Raw genomic sequence first — 15,414 nt, forward strand, 5'->3', positions numbered from 1 at the left:
AAATGCCACACCATGTGTGGCATTTTGTTTACTAAGCATCAAGTCAGCTGACTAGCCCGCGATCACGGCGTCGGCAATTCTATACCCTGTATCGCCGAAGCAGATTCAAGGGGGATCACCCCACCATCTGCCGCCATCCCCCGCAACCAGGTAATCTGCCGTTTGGCCAGTTGCCGAGTGGCATAGATGCCCCGCTCGCACAGTTCCTTGTAGTCCAACCGTCCTTCCAGGTAGTCCCAGGTTTGCCGGTAGCCCACGCAGCGCATTGATGGCATCTCCGGTTCAAGCTCAGGGTACTGCCGACGCAGCCCGGCCACTTCGTCGATCAACCCCTCCTTCAGCATCTGCTCAAACCGCAGCGCGATGCGTGCGTGCAGCTCCGCCCTGTCAGGCGGCATCAATGCCAGCCGGGTCAGGGTATAAGGTAGCGGCTCCACCTGTCGCTGCTCCGCCAGCAAGGCGGCCATGGTGCGTCCCGACGCCAGAAAAATCTCCAGCGCGCGGCCTATGCGCTGGCTGTCATTGGGCGCCAGCCGCGCGGCGGTAGCCGGGTCTATCTGCTGCAGTCTGGCATGCATGGCAGGCCACCCCTGGGCGGCAGCATCGGCTTCCAGTTGCTGGCGTATGGCCGGTTCTGCCGAGGGCAGGTCGTGCAGGCCGTGCTGCAGGGCGTTGAAGTACAGCATGGTGCCCCCAACCAGCAGCGGTACCTTGCCGCGAGCGGTGATCTCGGCCATCAGCTGCAGGGCATCGTGGCGGAATTGCGCGGCGGAGTAAGTCTCCAGCGGCGAGATGATGTCGATCAGGTGGTGCGGCGCCACCACCAGCGTGGCCGCATCGGGCTTCGCCGTGCCAATGTCCATATCGCGATAGACCAGGGCCGAATCAACCGAGATCAGTTCGACAGGCAGGCGCTGCGCCAGCTCCACCGCCAGCGCCGTCTTGCCGCTGGCCGTCGGGCCCATCAGGAAAATTGCAGGTGGCAGAGTACTCATGCCGATCTCCTCGCCCAAAGTGTGGCCAGCCAGCCCACCGCACCACCAGCCAGCGCCGAGACCAGCAAGGCCCACCAGCCCAGTGGCGCGACGGTTTCGGCCAGCACCAGAAAAAACACGGCAAACCCCATCAGGCCGGTCAAGAAACCGCGCAAGGCCAGCAGCAATGCATCGCGACCCGCGTTGGCATAGGTAAAAGCCGGGATGACCGTAGCGGCAACCGGCGCACCGGCAAACACACCGGTCAGCGCAGGCCCCAACAAAGGCGAGGCGGTAGACAAACCGAACACCAGGCAGGCCGCCGCCAGTATGCGCACCAGTAGCTCGCTGCGCGGCAAGGTCGCCGCCGGGGGGGCGGCGCGTGGCTTGGGCAAGAGCTGGGTGGCCGCCAGCCATAGCCCGGCCACCACCAGCACAGCCACCCAGCGCGATTCCGCCAGGCCCAGCCCATACACGCCGAAGGCCACCAGCAGGTAAGCCCCCCAGCCCGCCAGGATGGCGCCAGGCCAGCGCAGATAGGCGCTGGCATAGCCCACTCCCAGCATATAGGCCACATTGCCCCACACCCCGGCGGGCGAGGACAAGGCCACCTGGGCGGCATAGTGCTCGCCCTGGGTCAGCCACAGCACCACCACCAGCGGCCCGGCCACGATGGGCAGCCCACCCAGCATGCCCGCCACATTCGGCCCCCAGCGTCTGCCCGCCAGGCTGGCCAGCCCAATCAGCAGCGGCGACAAGGTTAGCTTGGTCAGCAACAGCACGCTCATGTTATTGCCCCCGCATGAACAGCTTGTCCAGCTCGTTCATGCTGAGCCTGAACCAGGTCGGTCGGCCATGGTTGCATTGGCCGCTGCGCTCGGTGGCCTCCATCTCGCGCAGCAGGGCATTCATCTCTGGCAGGGTCAGGCTTCGGTTGGCCCGCACAGCGCCATGGCAGGCCATGCTGGCCAGCAGGGCATCGCGTTTTTCGGTCAGTACGCGGCTGGCGCCTACCTCGCGGATATCGGCCAGCACCGAGCGGGCCAGCTCTACCGGGTCGGCGTCGCGCAACAGCATGGGAATGGAGCGCACTGCCAGCTGGGTCGGACCCATGACGGCCATTTCAAACCCCAGCAGGCCGAGCGCCTCTGCGTGCTCTTCCACGGTCGCCACATCCAGCCGGTCTGCCGGGAAGGCCAGCGGTATCAGCAGTGGCTGTGTAGGCAATCGATCAGTATCCAGGGCGGTCTTGAGCTTCTCGTACACCACCCGCTCATGTGCCGCATGCATATCCACCACGATCAAGCCATCGCGGGCCTGCGCCAGCACATACACGCCATGCAGCTGCGCCAGGGCAAAGCCCAGCGGCGGCAGGTCGTCGTCGCTGCTGGTCAAAGGTCGGGCAGGATAGCCAGCCAGTGGCGTTGCCATCGGTTGCACCACCGAGCCGATGGACGCCTCCTGGGGCGCCGCCCGTTCCGCCTCACGCACTCCGGCGAACAGGGTGCCGTAGAAATTGCCTGCTGCCGACTCCTGCACGCCCAGCGGCATGCGCATCTGCTGAAAAGTGGGCGCATAGGCGATATTGCTCGGGCTACCTTCGGGCTGGGCCGCCGCCTCGGCGGCTACAGCTGCACCCGCCCGGGTCTCTGCCAAGGCCTTGTTGAGGGCGTGGAACAGAAAGCGGTGGATGGCCTGCGACTCACGAAACCGCACCTCAGTCTTGGTGGGGTGTACGTTCACGTCCACTGCCTCCGGGTCCAGCTCGATAAACAGCACATACAGGGGCTGCCTATCCAGATGCAACACGTCGCGATAAGCCTCGCGCACGGCATGCAGCACCACCTTGTCACGCACAAACCGGCCATTGACGAAGACAAACTGGGCCTCGCGGCTGGCCCGCGACACGGTGGGCGAACCGGCAAAACCCGTCAGACGCAGGCTGGCCGCCTGAGCCTCTATGGCCAGCATGGTGTCGGCAAACTCATTGCCCAGCACGGCACGCATGCGTTCGCTGGCTGTCTCTGCCTTCAACCGCCATTGCACCTTGCCGTTATGGGTCAAGGTCAGCGCAAGGTCGGGGCGCGACAAGGCAATGCGTTTGAAGGCATCCTCACAATGGGCGTATTCGGTGGCGGGGGTTTTCAGGAACTTGCGGCGCGCCGGCACATTGAAATACAGGTCGCGCACCTCGACCGAAGTGCCTGCCGACAGCGATGCCGGCTCCGCCTCATGGATGCTGCCGTTGTCCGCCTCGACCCGCCAGGCCTGTGTCGAGCCGGCTTCGCGGCTGCTCAACAGCAGTTGCGACACCGACGCGATACTGGCCAGGCCTTCGCCCCGAAAACCCAGGGTACGCACCCGGTGCAGGTCTTCCAGGCTGGCTATCTTGCTGGTGGCATGCCGGCTGAGCGCCAGGCTCAGCTCGTCACGAGCAATGCCGCTGCCATCGTCGGTCACCCGTATCAGTTTGCTTCCCCCTTCCGCCAAGTCTACGCTGAGAGTGGTCGCACCCGCGTCCAGGCTGTTTTCCAGCAACTCCTTCAGGGCCGAGGCGGGTCGCTCCACCACCTCGCCAGCAGCGATCTGGTTAACGAGATGGTCGGGCAAGGGGCGTATACGTGACATCAGGAATCGATTCTCGGGACTGAGCCCGCAGTATATCAGCCGGTCTCTAGCCGCTTTGGGAGAAGCGCATGACCGGGGACAAACCCACCTTCTACGTCATTGATGACGATAGCGTGTTGCGATCCTTGATACGGGGCATCTTGACCAATGCCGGGCTTGATCAAGCGGGCGCGGCTAGCTCTGGTGAAGAAGGCTTGAAGGGCTGCCAGGACAAGCAGCCCGATCTGGTGTTGCTGGACATCAACCTGCCAGGCTCGAGCGGCATGGATGTGCTGGCCACCCTCAAGCGCATGAAGCACTCTCCACGGATCATCATGATCAGTAGCGAAGCCACCCTAACACGGGTCAAATCCGCCATGACCCTTGGTGCTGCAGGCTTTGTGGTCAAACCCTTTACCGCCGCCAAACTGATCGCCGCCGTCGATAGCGCCCTTAAAGGGCCGTAGTGCCTGTTCAATGTCATTTCGTCGTGCGCCGGCCCGCTGGGCTGATCTGGGAAATGGCCAGGCTCAAGGCGTGGTGCGCAGGCAGTAACGAGCTATTGCCAAGTGCCAAAACGCAGTGAATGGCCGTTTCCCTGGTCAGCCCTGAGGTTTCGCAGCCTTGCCAGCGAATGGCACGGCGAAATGACATTGAACAGGCTTTTCGACAAGGACGTGTCAGGGCCTGGTACGGGGCTTGGCACCCGTCAACAGTGCACGCATCACGACCAGTGTGCAGATGGTGGCGACGGCAAACAGTTTGCCTGGTTTCAACATGGGAACATTCCTAGCAGGGCATCTGGATACCGCCCGTGTACTACTTAGCAGGCACGGGCGGCACGGCTGGTGATCAGGCCATCTTGTTGCGCGAAAGGGGTGGGTTTTTAGCCAGATAGCGCTTGATACCGCTCAGCAGCGCCTCCGCCATTTTGTCTTGGTAACCCTCATCGGCCAGCTTCTTTTCTTCTTCGGGATTGGAGATAAAGGCTGTCTCCACCAACACCGAAGGAATATCGGGCGCCTTCAGCACAGCAAAACCGGCCTGCTCCACCTGGGGTTTGTGGAGCCGGTTGATCTCGCCCAGCTCGGTCAGCATGGCCTTGCCCAGCTTGAGGCTATCGTTAATGGTCGCCGTCTGGGTCAGGTCCAGCAGGGTCTGGGCCAGGTGGCGGTCGCGCACATCAAATTTCACCCCGCCTATCAGGTCCGACTCATTCTGCTTTTGCGCCAGCAGGCGTGCCGCCGTGCTGGTCGCACCGCGCTCCGACAGGGCAAACACCGACGAACCTCGAGCATTGGGTTTGACGAAGGCATCGGCGTGGATGGACATGAACAGATCGGCCCCCACCTTGCGCGCCTTGCCCACACGCTGTGCCAAGGGCACAAAATAGTCATCATCGCGGGTCAGCACAGCACGCATATTGGGCTGCTTGTCTATCAGCGCCTTGAGCTTCTTGCCTATGGACAGCGTGACCGTCTTTTCATAGGTTCCGCCGGCGCCCACGGCGCCCGGGTCCTCGCCACCATGACCGGGATCAATGGCTATCGTCACCAGCCTGCTGACTTCCAGCTTGTCCCGCTCGGTCGCCTCGCCCTGCGGCTTGGTCGCCGGCTTCTCGGGGGCGGCTGCCGGTTTGTCGGGCATGCCCTTGCCGTCGTTCAGCAAGGCCATCAGTGGATCATCCGGCTGGGCGGGGTACAAATCGATCACCAGCCTGTGCTGGTACTCGCCAAATGGTTCCAGGGTAAACACCTGGGGCTTGACCTCGGTTTTGAGATCCAGCACCACCCGCACCGTCCCCGGCTTGAACCGGCCGGCACGCAACTGGCGCACATAGGGATCATCGGTACCGATGCGCTGGGCTATCTTGTCCAGCTCACTGCCCCAGTCGGCCCCCTCCAGATCCACGACCAGGCGCGCCGGATCCGGCACCATGAACTGGTTGAACTTGAGCGGCGCGCTGGATTCCAGCGTGATGCGGGTATAGGCCTTGGCCGGCCAGACACGGACGGCCACCACGGCGCTGCCGGCAAAGGCGCGAGGGGCGATGCCAAACAGCAGCGTCGCCACGGCGCCCTGCAGCATCAAGCGGCGGGTCGCGTCTGGGCGGAAGCGGTCAAGGTTGCGAGACATGATGCTCCGAGCAAGGTACCGGTAAGGAGGCGAAATGCCCGTCCTTCATCCTGGGGAACAAGGCTGATGGTCCAGTCCGGCACAGGCAATAAACCCTGTGCTTTTTCCGGCCACTCCACCATGCAAATGCTATCGGGATTGAACATTTCCCTAAAGCCTGCATCCTCCCATTCCAGCGGATCGGCAAACCTATATAAATCAAAGTGATGGAAGTATAAGTTAGAAACCACGTAAGGTTCAACCAGTGTATAGGTCGGACTCTTAACCCGGCCTGAATGGCCCAGTCCCCGCAGTATGCCCCGCGTCAGCGTGGTTTTACCTGCGCCCAGATCGCCTTCCAGAAACACCACCAGCCCGCCCCGCAGCGCTTGCGCCAGCACCTCGCCCATGGCCAGGGTCGCAGCTTCATCGGGCAGGTAGGCAGTCAGGGTATGATCTTGGCTATGCATGGGGATATTCCAACTAAGGACGAACAGGACTGGACAGCACTGGCCAGCGACATCAAACGCTGGGCAGCAGAGCTGGGCTTTGATGCGGCCCAGATAGGCGACGCCGACCTCGGCCCGGCCGCAGCACAAAACCTGCAAGCCTGGCTGGCTGCAGACCAGCATGGCGAGATGGATTATATGGCCAGTCACGGCCTGAAACGTGCCCGACCTGCGGAACTGGTGCCGGGCACCCGCCGCGTCATTTCATTACGGATGAATTACCGCGCACCACACGCGCTCGACAGCGAAGCGGTACTGGCCGACGGCGAAGCGGCCTTCATCTCGCGCTATGCGCTTGGACGCGATTATCACAAGGTGTTGCGCAATCGCCTACAGAAACTGGCGGAGCGCATCCAGGCCGCCGGCCATGCCCTGGGCTACCGCGCCTTTGTCGACTCCGCCCCGGTCATGGAAGTCGAAGCCGCCGTGCGTGCAGGCCTGGGCTGGCGGGGCAAGCATACGCTGCTGCTGACCCGCGAGCATGGCTCAATGTTCTTTCTGGGCGAGCTGTTTGTCAGCCTGCCCCTGCCCATCGATCCGCCCCTGGTGCAGGAGCACTGCGGCCGCTGCAGCAAGTGCATCGACATCTGCCCCACCCGCGCCATCGTCGCCCCTTACCGGGTCGATGCCCGCCGCTGCGTGTCCTACCTCACCATCGAACTGAAGGGCAGCATTCCGGCCGAGTTCCGCCCACTGATAGGCAACCGCGTCTATGGCTGCGACGACTGCCAACTGGTCTGCCCCTGGAACCGTTTTGCCGTCGATAGCAGCGAGGCCGATTTCGCAGTCCGCAATGGGCTTGATGCGGTAAGCCTAGTGACACTGTTTGGCTGGAGCGAGACCGAATTCAACCAACGCCTGGCCGGCACTGCCATCTATCGCATAGGCCACGAGCGCTGGCTGCGCAATATTGCCGTTGGCCTGGGTAACGCCCCCAGCACGCCTGCCGTACTGGCCGCCCTACAGCAGCGCCAGGACGACCCCAGCGAGCTGGTGCGCGAGCATGTCGCCTGGGCCTTGCAGCAGCACCAGGCACGCAAGTCAAACGAGCCCTGATTGACCCCCTATACTGCAGGCGTAGAATCCCGCGCCTACCGCAACCCGCTCCCGCCAGACTGCCCCCATGCCCTCCCAGCTTGCCTCCCGACCCATAGGTGTTTTTGATTCCGGCATAGGCGGGCTCACCGTCACCCGGGCGCTGATGGAGCGCCTGCCGTTTGAGGACATCGTCTATTTCGGCGATACCGCCCGCGTTCCCTATGGGGTCAAGTCGGTTGCCACCATAGAACAGTTCACCCAGCAGATCGTCGATTTCCTGATGCAGCAGGAGGTCAAGCTGCTGGTCATTGCCTGCAATACCATCTCGGCGGTGGCGGCCAACAAGATACGGGCCCGCGTCAATATCCCGGTCATCGATGTGATAGACGCCGGCGCCCGCAATGCCGTGGCCGTCAGCCGCAATCACGCCATCGGGGTGATCGCCACGCCGACCACCGTCAACAGCAATGCCTATGCCCGTGGCGTGCACACGCTAAACGCCGAGGCCCGCGTCTACTCCCAGGCCTGCCCGCTGCTGGTCCCCCTGGTGGAAGAGGGCTGGCTGGATCATCCCGTCACCCGCATGACGGTGCAGGAATATCTCAAGCCCGTGCTGGCCGAAGGAATCGACACCCTGGTATTGGGCTGCACCCACTATCCGCTGCTCAAGCCGCTGCTGGCGCAGGAGGTCGGCAGCCAGATACGGCTGGTGGACTCCGCAGTCAGCGTGGCCGAGCAGGTGGCCGCCAAGCTGGTGGAGCTGGACCTGGCCAATCCACAGCGGCAGGAACCCACCTATCGCTACTATGTAACCGATATCCCCCTGCGCTTCCAGACCGTGGGCGAACGCTTTCTGGGCCGCAGCCTCAAGCACCTGGAAATGGTTCAGCTATAACCATTGCATCAAGCTCGCCGAGGCGGCACGGTCTAGCAAGCGCTCGGCCGTCATGCCATCATGCACGGCATGATATTCCCCCTATCAGGAGACACCACCATGACCCGTTTTTCTGCCTATAGCCTGGTCGCCGCCTTGATGCTGCTGGCCGGCTGTGCCACCACCCCGTCCGAGCCCGCCAAACCCGCCAGCCCTGTCGTGACGGCACCCAAGCCGATCGAGCCTGCCAAGCCAGTAGAACCCGCAGCCATCACGCCTGCCCCCAGCACCAAGCCCGCCGAGATCGTCAAACAAGTGGAGCCAACCCAGCCCACCACGGCCGCAGCACCCATCGTCGGCAACTGGGAAGGCAAGTGGACCATAGACAGCATGGGCTATGAAGGTAAGACCGTCATCGTCATCGAGAAGCTGGATGGCGCCAATGTGGTCGGCCGCGCCACCATGTTCGACACCCCTTATGGCGACCTGACCGAAGCCTTTGCTCCCGCCACCTTTGATGGCAGCAAGCTCAATGTCAAACACCAGAACAACGCCAGCTATGTACTGACGCTGGGCGAGAAGGACGGCGCCATGCGCCTGTCCGGGCCACTGGTCTACATCACCGAGGCCGGCACCTACAACGGCAATATCCGGGTCAGCAAAAAATAAGGCTGTGGATTAAATCGGCATTAATCCCGGATTAAAAAGCGGCCCAAGGGCCGCTTTTTACATGGTGTCACGCCCGGCGGCACGCCCTGGCGTGATAGAATCCTGCGCTTGTTTTGATTGGATTTTCTGCCCCCATGACGCTTTCCACCCTGACTGCCCTTTCCCCGCTAGACGGCCGCTATCACAAGCAGGTCAATGCCCTGCGCGACTGCTTCAGCGAGTACGCGCTGATCAAGCATCGGGTCAAGGTGGAGGTCGAATGGCTCAAAGCCCTGTCGAATGAACCCGGCATCGTCGAGGTGCCCAGCTTCTCTGCCGCCACCGTGGCCGAGCTGGACGAAGTCGTCAGCAACTTCTCCGAGGCCCACGCCGAAGAGGTCAAGGCCATCGAGAGTCGCACCAACCACGACGTCAAGGCCATTGAGTACTGGCTGAAGGAACGCCTGTCAGGCAATCCCGAAATCGGCCCGGTCACCGAGTTCCTGCACTTTGCCTGCACCTCGGAAGACATCAACAACCTGTCGCATGCCCTGATGCTCAAGGCCGGCCGCGCAGCCATGCTGCCCAAGCTCGCCGATATCGTTGCCCGTCTCAAGACCCTGGCGCACGAACTGGCCGACAAACCCATGATGTCGCGCACCCACGGCCAGCCTGCCACCCCAACCACCATGGGCAAGGAACTGGCCAATATCGCCTACCGGCTGGAGCGCCAGCACAAGCGCATCGCCGAGGTCGAGCTGCTGGGCAAGATCAATGGCGCGGTAGGCAACTACAACGCGCACCTGTCGGCCTACCCTGATGTGGATTGGCCCGGCTTTGCCCGCCGCTTTGTTGAATCGCTGGGCATCAGTTTCAACCCCTACACCATCCAGATTGAGCCGCATGACTACATGAGCGAGCTGTATGACGACTTTGCCCGCGTCAACACCATCCTCATCGACATGAACCGCGATATCTGGGGCTACATCTCCCTGGGCTTCTTCAAGCAGAAGGTCAAGGAAGGCGAAGTAGGCAGCTCCACCATGCCGCACAAGGTCAACCCCATCGACTTCGAGAATTCCGAAGGCAATCTGGGCATGGCCAATGCCATGTTGACCCACCTGAGCCAGAAGCTGCCCATCTCCCGCTGGCAGCGCGACCTGACAGACTCGACCGTGCTGCGCAATATGGGCGTGGCCCTTGGCTACACCCTGCTGGGCTACGCCTCGGCCAGCAAGGGACTGGACAAGCTGGAAGCCAACCCCAATGCCATGGCCGCCGACCTCGACGCCAACTGGGAAGTCCTGGCCGAACCCATCCAGACCGTGATGCGCCGCTATGCCGTCCCCAATGCCTACGAGCAGCTCAAGGATCTGACGCGCGGCAAGGCCGGCATCAATCGCGACACCCTGCACGCCTTCATCAAGACCCTGGCCATCCCTGAATCCGAGAAGGTACGCCTGCTGGCGCTGACACCGGCCAGCTATATCGGCAGCGCCGTCGAACTTGCCCGTAATATTTAAGCCATACGCTATCTGCGGGCTGCCAAGCAGCCCGCTTTCATTCATTTGTGCAGAAAGGCCTGTCGTACCGTGAAGCAGAAGCCCTTAGTCATTGCCCTGGCCGTCGTCATCGGCGCAGCCGCCGCCTACACCGGAACCAGCTGGTGGGCCGGCAAGCAAGCCGAGACCACGCTGGCCAAGCAACACCAGCTGATCGCCGACCTGCCTTATTTTGTCGTGAAATCGCGCGTCTACGAGCGTGGCGTATTTAGCTCGACCGAGCGCACCACCATCGCGGTTGCCCCCAACCTGCTGGCCCCCTACCAGATGCTCAAGCTGGAAGAAATGGGCGGCGCCAAGCTGGAACTGACCTACACCCAGACCATCAAGCACGGCCCGCTGCCGCTCTTGATGTCCGGCGACTTCTCGCCCCTGAAGGCCGCCGTCACCACCGATATCGCCTTCAGCGCCGACACCCAGGCCCTGTTGAAGAAGGTGTTCGGCGACCAACGTCCGCTGCAGATCGAGAACCGCATCAAGTTCAACGACGATGGTGTCTTCGCCATTAAGGTGCCGAGCTTCACCTACGAAGAAACCCTGGCCAAGGTAAAATCGGTCTGGCAAGGCCTGGATGCCACCATCAGCTATGGCGGTGATTTCAACAAGATAGACATCGTCGCAGTCGCCCCTGGCCTGCACTTTGAAGCCGGCCCCAAAGGCACGCTGGATATCAAGGATCTGCGCTTCGAATCGCACAATACCCGCGGCCAAGCCGGCCTGATGCTGGGCGAGGGCAAGCTGAGCCTGGCCTCGGCCACCTTCAAGCAAACCGAGGGCGAACAGCCGGTTGACGTCAAGCTGGCCGGCCTGAGCTATCAGGTCAAGACTGTCGCCGAGGGCGAGTTCATCAACTCCAGCGGCGACGTGGTCGTCAGCAGCCTGGCGCTCAACAGCAAGACCTATGGCCCGGCCAAATTGTCTGTCTCGGCCAACCATCTGCATGGCCCTACCCTGGCCAAGCTGAGCCTGGCCGCCAACAAGATCCAGCGCGAGGTCAAGGATCCCGGCGAGCAGGCCACCCAGATGCTGGCCCTGTTCCGCAAGGATGGACTGCCCCTGCTGAAGAACAATCCAGAGCTGTCGCTGAACGAGCTGTCGGTCAAGCTGCCCGAGGGCGAAGTCAAGCTCAAGGCCAACGTCACGCTCAAGGGCTTCGAGGAAAAAGACCTGGACAGCCCCCTGCTGTTGCTGGAAAAACTCCAGGCCAATGCCGATCTGCAAGTACCCAAGCAGGTCATCGAAACCGTCGCCCTCTGGCAGGCTCGCGGCGCTATTGCCATCGACACCGAGGAAGGCGAACAGCCCGAGACCGAAGAGCTGGACAACCTGGCACGCAACCTGATGGAAAGCCAGATCCGCAAGCTGCTGGAACAAAAGCTTATCCGCGCCGATGGCGACCTGCTCAGCAGCAGTGCCGTATGGAAGAACGGCCGCCTGGAAGTCAATGGCACCCACATCCCGCTGCCATGGCAGCTGGCCATTCCGCCCGCCGAAGCGGCGCTGGAAGAAGAAGCCGAAGAAGCCGCAGTGGAATAAGCCGGACCGCAGCCACAAAAAAACGCCCGCTCAATCGAGTCGGGCGTTTTTTGTTTGTGTGTGTGACCGGAGGCTCACCAGCCAGCATCGCAGTAGCAGCGCAACGGCCGTAGCGAGCACCTCCAGGCCGGTTCGAGAGGCGCAGCCGTACCTGAGTACGGCAAGCATCGCAGGGCCGGGATGGAGACGTGCGATCGACCAGCTCTTCAACGCACCCACGCAATAACAGGGCAGAGGCCGTAGCGAGCGCCTCCAGGCCGGTTCGAGAAGCGCAGCCGTACTTGAGTACGGCGAGCATCGCAGGGCCGGGATGGAGGTGCGCAGTAGGCCTATGCCCTGTTATTCAGCGGTATTCGCAGAGATAGGCCGTCTCCTGCCCCACCTTCAACTGAAACCTGCTGTCCGCCGGCACAGTAAACCGGCTCCCCGCCGCAAACGTCTCCCAGGCGTCCTGCCCTGGCAGCTTCACCGTCAGGGCGCCCGCTATCACGTGCATGATTTCTAACTGACTGGTGCCGAATTCGTATTCACCAGGTGCCATCACACCGATGGTGGCAGGCCCTTCTGCCATGGCAAAGGCGATGGACTTTACCGTGCCGCCGAAATACTCATTGACCTTGAACATGCTGCAATGCTCCTGAGGTTGGGGATGCACCAGTATGCCCAAGGGCGAGCCTGCGCTTCATAACTTGTGCTGCCCACACTTATGCCCGCAAGCCTGCCCGCTAGCTCGCTGCCGATTCACCGCCCCATTGCAGCAAACCATACTGCACCACACCTGCCTTGCCCTCGCGCAAGCGTTTCCAGCCGCTCAGATCGGGCCAGTTTGCCGTCTCTGCATAGACGTAGGCATCCTCCGCCAAGATGGGCGGCAGCAGGGCTAGTACCTTGGGCAGCAGATCGCCGGCGAAGGGTGGGTCGAGAAAGATCACGTCGAACTGCTCGGTACAGCGCGCCAGCCAGGCCAGTGCGTCAGCCGCCACGATGTCGACCGCGTGCGCCCCAAGGCTTTGCTGGTTGCTGCGCAGGGCCTGCAGCACCGGTCTGGCTTGCTCCACCATCACTACCCTGGCAGCTCCCCGCGATGCCGCCTCGAAGCCGAGGGCACCGGAGCCGGCAAACAAGTCCAGGCAGCGCTGCCCATGCAGCTCCTGCCCCAGCCAGTTGAACAGGGTTTCACGGACCCTGTCCGGCGTTGGGCGTAGCCCCTCGCTGTCAGGGAAAGGCAGGATGCGGCGGCGGTACTCGCCGCCGATAATGCGTAGCTGATTGGTACCACGTACCGGCTTGGAGGTCTTGGGCGCGAGCTTGGGCATGCTGGGCTGTCGAAAAAGTCAGTGATCTACCGGCACCTGCCATGAGGCAAGGGCCGCTGCTACAACGCCAGCAAACCTCCTGGCGCCGTATTCCTGGCCCTTTATGAGGCACCGCACCGGTGCAAGGGCGTGCATAGAAAACCCCGCAACAAGGCGAAATAGTTCATAACAGGGCTCAGGAAAGCTAGAATCCTACCCCATCTTGCCGGCACTCCCGGTTTCATACGCAATATCAATCAGATGCACCCATAGATGTCCGACAATCAAAATACGCAGAATACCTCCGCCGGCTGGGGCAGCAAGCTCTGGAAAGCGCTCAATACCGATATCGGCGAACTGGTGGGCGGCGAGAAACCCGCCACCCCACAGCCCGCCCCTACGCCAGATACCGCGCCCGCAGGACCTGCCACCACGCCAGTAGCGGCACCGGTAGCCGCGCCAGTTGCGGTGCCGAGCCCGGCACCCGCCGCCAGCACCAGCACAGAAGACAAGTCGTTCTGGCAAAAGACCGTCGAGGTACTGAATACCGATGTGACGGTGCTGGCCAAGGATGTGGCACAGGCCTCGCGCGAAGTCTGGCAGTACAAGCTCAAGGCCGGCCTGGCCAAGACCCGCGACAAGCTGGGCAAGGAGCTGGCCGCCCTGTTCGGCGGAGGCCAGATCGACGAGGACCTCTACGAAGAACTGGAGACCGTGCTACTGACCGCCGACATGGGCGTGGATGCGACCGTGCATCTGCTCAAGGATGTGCGGCAGCGGGTCAGCCTGGCTGGCCTCAAGGATGCCAGCGAGCTGCGCGGCGCGCTCAAGGGCGCCCTGACCGACCTGATTGCCCCGCTGGAAAAACCCCTGCAGGTCGAGGGCCACAAGCCCTACATCATCATGGTGGCCGGGGTGAACGGTGCCGGCAAGACCACCAGCATAGGCAAGCTGGCCAAGTACTTTCAGGGCCAGGGCAAGAGCGTGCTGCTGGCAGCGGGCGATACCTTCCGCGCCGCTGCGCGCGAGCAACTGATGGCCTGGGGCGAGCGCAACAACGTCACCGTGATTGCCCAGGATGGCGGCGATTCCGCCGCCGTCTGCTTCGATGCCATCAACGCAGCCAAGGCCCGCGGCATAGATATCGTGCTGGCAGACACGGCAGGCCGCCTGCCTACCCAGCTGCACCTGATGGACGAGATCGCCAAGGTCAAGCGGGTGATCGCCAAGGCGGACCCCAGTGGCCCGCACGAGATACTGCTGGTACTGGACGCCAATACCGGCCAGAACGCCCTGCAACAGGTCAAGGCCTTTGACGATGCCCTGGGCCTGACTGGCCTGGTACTGACCAAGCTGGACGGCACGGCCAAGGGCGGTGTGATTGCCGGCATCGCCAAGCAGAAAGCCATACCGCTGCGCTTTATCGGCGTGGGCGAAGGTATTGATGATTTGCGCCCGTTTGAAGCCAAGGATTATGTGGACGCCCTGATAGAGTAAGCGCCGCTCCAAGCCGCCAGCGCAGTGCGCCGCCGCCCGGTCGCCTGCCACGGCCCCGTTTGACCTACACCGAGCCCAGACCCTGACCCGCCCATGATCCAGTTCAACCAAGTCAGCAAGCGCTACCCCGGCGGCTACGAGGCCTTGAAGAACCTCAGCTTCCAGATAGAAACCGGGGAGCTGGTGTTTCTGGCCGGGCATTCCGGCGCCGGCAAATCCACCCTGCTCAAGCTGATCGCCGGCATAGACAAGCCCAGCGCCGGCTCGGTAGTGGTCAATGGCCAGAATCTCGCCGCCATACGTCGCGGCGCCGTGCCCTATCTGCGCCGCCATATCGGCCTGATCTTCCAGGATCACAAGATACTGTTCGACCGCAGCGTGTTCGACAATGTGATGCTGCCGCTCGATATCGTCGGCTACGACCGCCGCGAGGCAGCCCGCCGTGCCCGTGCGGCGCTCGACAAGGTTGGCCTGCTGGGCCGCGAGAAGATGAGCCCCATCTCGCTCTCTGGCGGCGAGCAGCAGCGCCTGTGCATTGCCCGTGCCGTTGTCCATCGTCCCAGCATACTCCTGGCCGACGAGCCCACCGGCAACCTGGACCGCGCCTATGCGCTGGACATCATGGAGCTGTTCAAGAGCTTCCACCAGGTAGGGGTCACCATCGTCATCTCGGCCCACGACGAAACCCTGATGGCGGACTATGGCCGCCGTATCCTGCGTCTCAACCAAGGCCAGTTCACCCAGTGAGGAATCACCCAG

General features: G+C 62.5%; 15 protein-coding genes. 8 read left to right on the forward strand and 7 right to left on the reverse strand.

The genetic code is table 11. The annotated features are described in order from the left end of the window. Window positions 1-62 precede the first annotated feature (62 nt). From miaA to mutL, 3 genes are read right to left on the reverse strand one after another with little or no spacing between them, the layout of a single operon-like run. Window positions 63-995 carry a tRNA (adenosine(37)-N6)-dimethylallyltransferase MiaA gene (miaA, locus tag QQK16_RS02650; protein ID WP_284194871.1) on the reverse strand — a complete coding sequence of 311 codons (933 nt, stop codon included), beginning with the start codon at window positions 993-995 and terminating at the stop codon, window positions 63-65. Then, window positions 992-1,762, reverse strand: coding sequence for a hypothetical protein (locus QQK16_RS02655; RefSeq protein ID WP_284194872.1), 771 nt, complete (start codon window positions 1,760-1,762; stop codon window positions 992-994). The genes miaA and QQK16_RS02655 overlap by 4 nt, the downstream gene beginning before the upstream one ends. Window position 1,763: 1 nt before the next feature. After that, window positions 1,764-3,602 carry a DNA mismatch repair endonuclease MutL gene (gene mutL, locus QQK16_RS02660; RefSeq protein WP_284194873.1) on the reverse strand — a complete coding sequence of 613 codons (1,839 nt, stop codon included), beginning with the start codon at window positions 3,600-3,602 and terminating at the stop codon, window positions 1,764-1,766. Window positions 3,603-3,670: 68 nt separating this feature from the next. Between mutL and QQK16_RS02665 the strand changes: the two genes are divergently transcribed. After that, window positions 3,671-4,048 carry a response regulator gene (locus QQK16_RS02665; RefSeq protein WP_284194874.1) on the forward strand — a complete coding sequence of 126 codons (378 nt, stop codon included), beginning with the start codon at window positions 3,671-3,673 and terminating at the stop codon, window positions 4,046-4,048. Window positions 4,049-4,433: 385 nt separating this feature from the next. On the opposite strand, the gene QQK16_RS02670 is transcribed toward QQK16_RS02665, so the two are convergent. Both QQK16_RS02670 and tsaE read right to left on the reverse strand, forming a co-directional pair. Beyond that, a complete protein-coding gene (locus QQK16_RS02670; protein ID WP_284194875.1) occupies window positions 4,434-5,717 on the reverse strand; it encodes an N-acetylmuramoyl-L-alanine amidase in 1,284 nt (427 codons plus the stop codon). Then, a complete protein-coding gene (gene tsaE / locus QQK16_RS02675; RefSeq protein ID WP_284194876.1) occupies window positions 5,669-6,166 on the reverse strand; it encodes a tRNA (adenosine(37)-N6)-threonylcarbamoyltransferase complex ATPase subunit type 1 TsaE in 498 nt (165 codons plus the stop codon). Before tsaE ends, QQK16_RS02670 begins: the two co-directional genes overlap by 49 nt. Here tsaE and queG point away from each other — a divergent pair. From queG to QQK16_RS02700, 5 genes are all read left to right on the forward strand, one after another. After that, window positions 6,149-7,261, forward strand: coding sequence for a tRNA epoxyqueuosine(34) reductase QueG (gene queG / locus QQK16_RS02680; protein WP_284194877.1), 1,113 nt, complete (start codon window positions 6,149-6,151; stop codon window positions 7,259-7,261). The two genes, tsaE and queG, sit on opposite strands and share 18 nt — an antisense overlap. 67 nt (window positions 7,262-7,328) lie before the next feature. Beyond that, window positions 7,329-8,138 (forward strand): glutamate racemase, encoded by an 810-nt coding sequence (murI, locus tag QQK16_RS02685; protein ID WP_284194878.1) that lies wholly within the window; start codon window positions 7,329-7,331, stop codon window positions 8,136-8,138. 99 nt (window positions 8,139-8,237) lie between these two features. Beyond that, on the forward strand, window positions 8,238-8,786 hold the full coding sequence (locus tag QQK16_RS02690) for a hypothetical protein (protein WP_284194879.1): 549 nt from the start codon (window positions 8,238-8,240) through the stop codon (window positions 8,784-8,786). Between the two features lie 134 nt (window positions 8,787-8,920). Next, a complete protein-coding gene (gene purB, locus QQK16_RS02695; RefSeq protein WP_284194880.1) occupies window positions 8,921-10,288 on the forward strand; it encodes an adenylosuccinate lyase in 1,368 nt (455 codons plus the stop codon). Between the two features lie 69 nt (window positions 10,289-10,357). Then, window positions 10,358-11,863, forward strand: a complete 1,506-nt coding sequence (locus QQK16_RS02700) for a YdgA family protein (RefSeq protein ID WP_284194881.1) — start codon at window positions 10,358-10,360, stop codon at window positions 11,861-11,863. Window positions 11,864-12,206: 343 nt separating this feature from the next. On the opposite strand, the gene QQK16_RS02705 is transcribed toward QQK16_RS02700, so the two are convergent. Further along, window positions 12,207-12,488, reverse strand: a complete 282-nt coding sequence (locus tag QQK16_RS02705; protein ID WP_284194882.1) for a pyrimidine/purine nucleoside phosphorylase — start codon at window positions 12,486-12,488, stop codon at window positions 12,207-12,209. A 100-nt stretch (window positions 12,489-12,588) separates the two neighbouring features. Then, window positions 12,589-13,179, reverse strand: a complete 591-nt coding sequence (rsmD, locus tag QQK16_RS02710) for a 16S rRNA (guanine(966)-N(2))-methyltransferase RsmD (RefSeq protein WP_284194883.1) — start codon at window positions 13,177-13,179, stop codon at window positions 12,589-12,591. 252 nt (window positions 13,180-13,431) lie between these two features. Here rsmD and ftsY point away from each other — a divergent pair, with 252 nt between their 5' ends. Both ftsY and ftsE read left to right on the forward strand, forming a co-directional pair. Next, complete coding sequence (gene ftsY / locus QQK16_RS02715; protein WP_284194884.1) at window positions 13,432-14,655, forward strand: signal recognition particle-docking protein FtsY; 1,224 nt, start codon at window positions 13,432-13,434, stop codon at window positions 14,653-14,655. Between the two features lie 93 nt (window positions 14,656-14,748). Further along, on the forward strand, window positions 14,749-15,402 hold the full coding sequence (gene ftsE / locus QQK16_RS02720) for a cell division ATP-binding protein FtsE (protein ID WP_284194885.1): 654 nt from the start codon (window positions 14,749-14,751) through the stop codon (window positions 15,400-15,402). The last annotated feature ends 12 nt before the right edge of the window (window positions 15,403-15,414 follow it).

This window comes from Chitinimonas prasina, from assembly GCF_030160395.1.
Taxonomy (GTDB): Bacteria; Pseudomonadota; Gammaproteobacteria; order Burkholderiales; family Chitinimonadaceae; genus Chitinimonas; species Chitinimonas prasina.

Bases quoted from the DNA above. Each gene is read 5' to 3' on its own strand.
- QQK16_RS02670 (WP_284194875.1), bottom strand. From the start codon at position 5,717: ATGTCTCGCAACCTTGACCGCTTCCGCCCAGACGCGACCCGCCGCTTG.
- queG (WP_284194877.1), top strand. From the start codon at position 6,149: ATGATCTTGGCTATGCATGGGGATATTCCAACTAAGGACGAACAGGAC.
- miaA (WP_284194871.1), bottom strand. From the start codon at position 995: ATGAGTACTCTGCCACCTGCAATTTTCCTGATGGGCCCGACGGCCAGC.
- QQK16_RS02665 (WP_284194874.1), top strand. From the start codon at position 3,671: ATGACCGGGGACAAACCCACCTTCTACGTCATTGATGACGATAGCGTG.
- mutL (WP_284194873.1), bottom strand. From the start codon at position 3,602: ATGTCACGTATACGCCCCTTGCCCGACCATCTCGTTAACCAGATCGCT.
- ftsE (WP_284194885.1), top strand. From the start codon at position 14,749: ATGATCCAGTTCAACCAAGTCAGCAAGCGCTACCCCGGCGGCTACGAG.
- ftsY (WP_284194884.1), top strand. From the start codon at position 13,432: ATGTCCGACAATCAAAATACGCAGAATACCTCCGCCGGCTGGGGCAGC.
- QQK16_RS02690 (WP_284194879.1), top strand. From the start codon at position 8,238: ATGACCCGTTTTTCTGCCTATAGCCTGGTCGCCGCCTTGATGCTGCTG.
- QQK16_RS02705 (WP_284194882.1), bottom strand. From the start codon at position 12,488: ATGTTCAAGGTCAATGAGTATTTCGGCGGCACGGTAAAGTCCATCGCC.
- purB (WP_284194880.1), top strand. From the start codon at position 8,921: ATGACGCTTTCCACCCTGACTGCCCTTTCCCCGCTAGACGGCCGCTAT.
- murI (WP_284194878.1), top strand. From the start codon at position 7,329: ATGCCCTCCCAGCTTGCCTCCCGACCCATAGGTGTTTTTGATTCCGGC.
- QQK16_RS02655 (WP_284194872.1), bottom strand. From the start codon at position 1,762: ATGAGCGTGCTGTTGCTGACCAAGCTAACCTTGTCGCCGCTGCTGATT.
- tsaE (WP_284194876.1), bottom strand. From the start codon at position 6,166: ATGCATAGCCAAGATCATACCCTGACTGCCTACCTGCCCGATGAAGCT.
- rsmD (WP_284194883.1), bottom strand. From the start codon at position 13,179: ATGCCCAAGCTCGCGCCCAAGACCTCCAAGCCGGTACGTGGTACCAAT.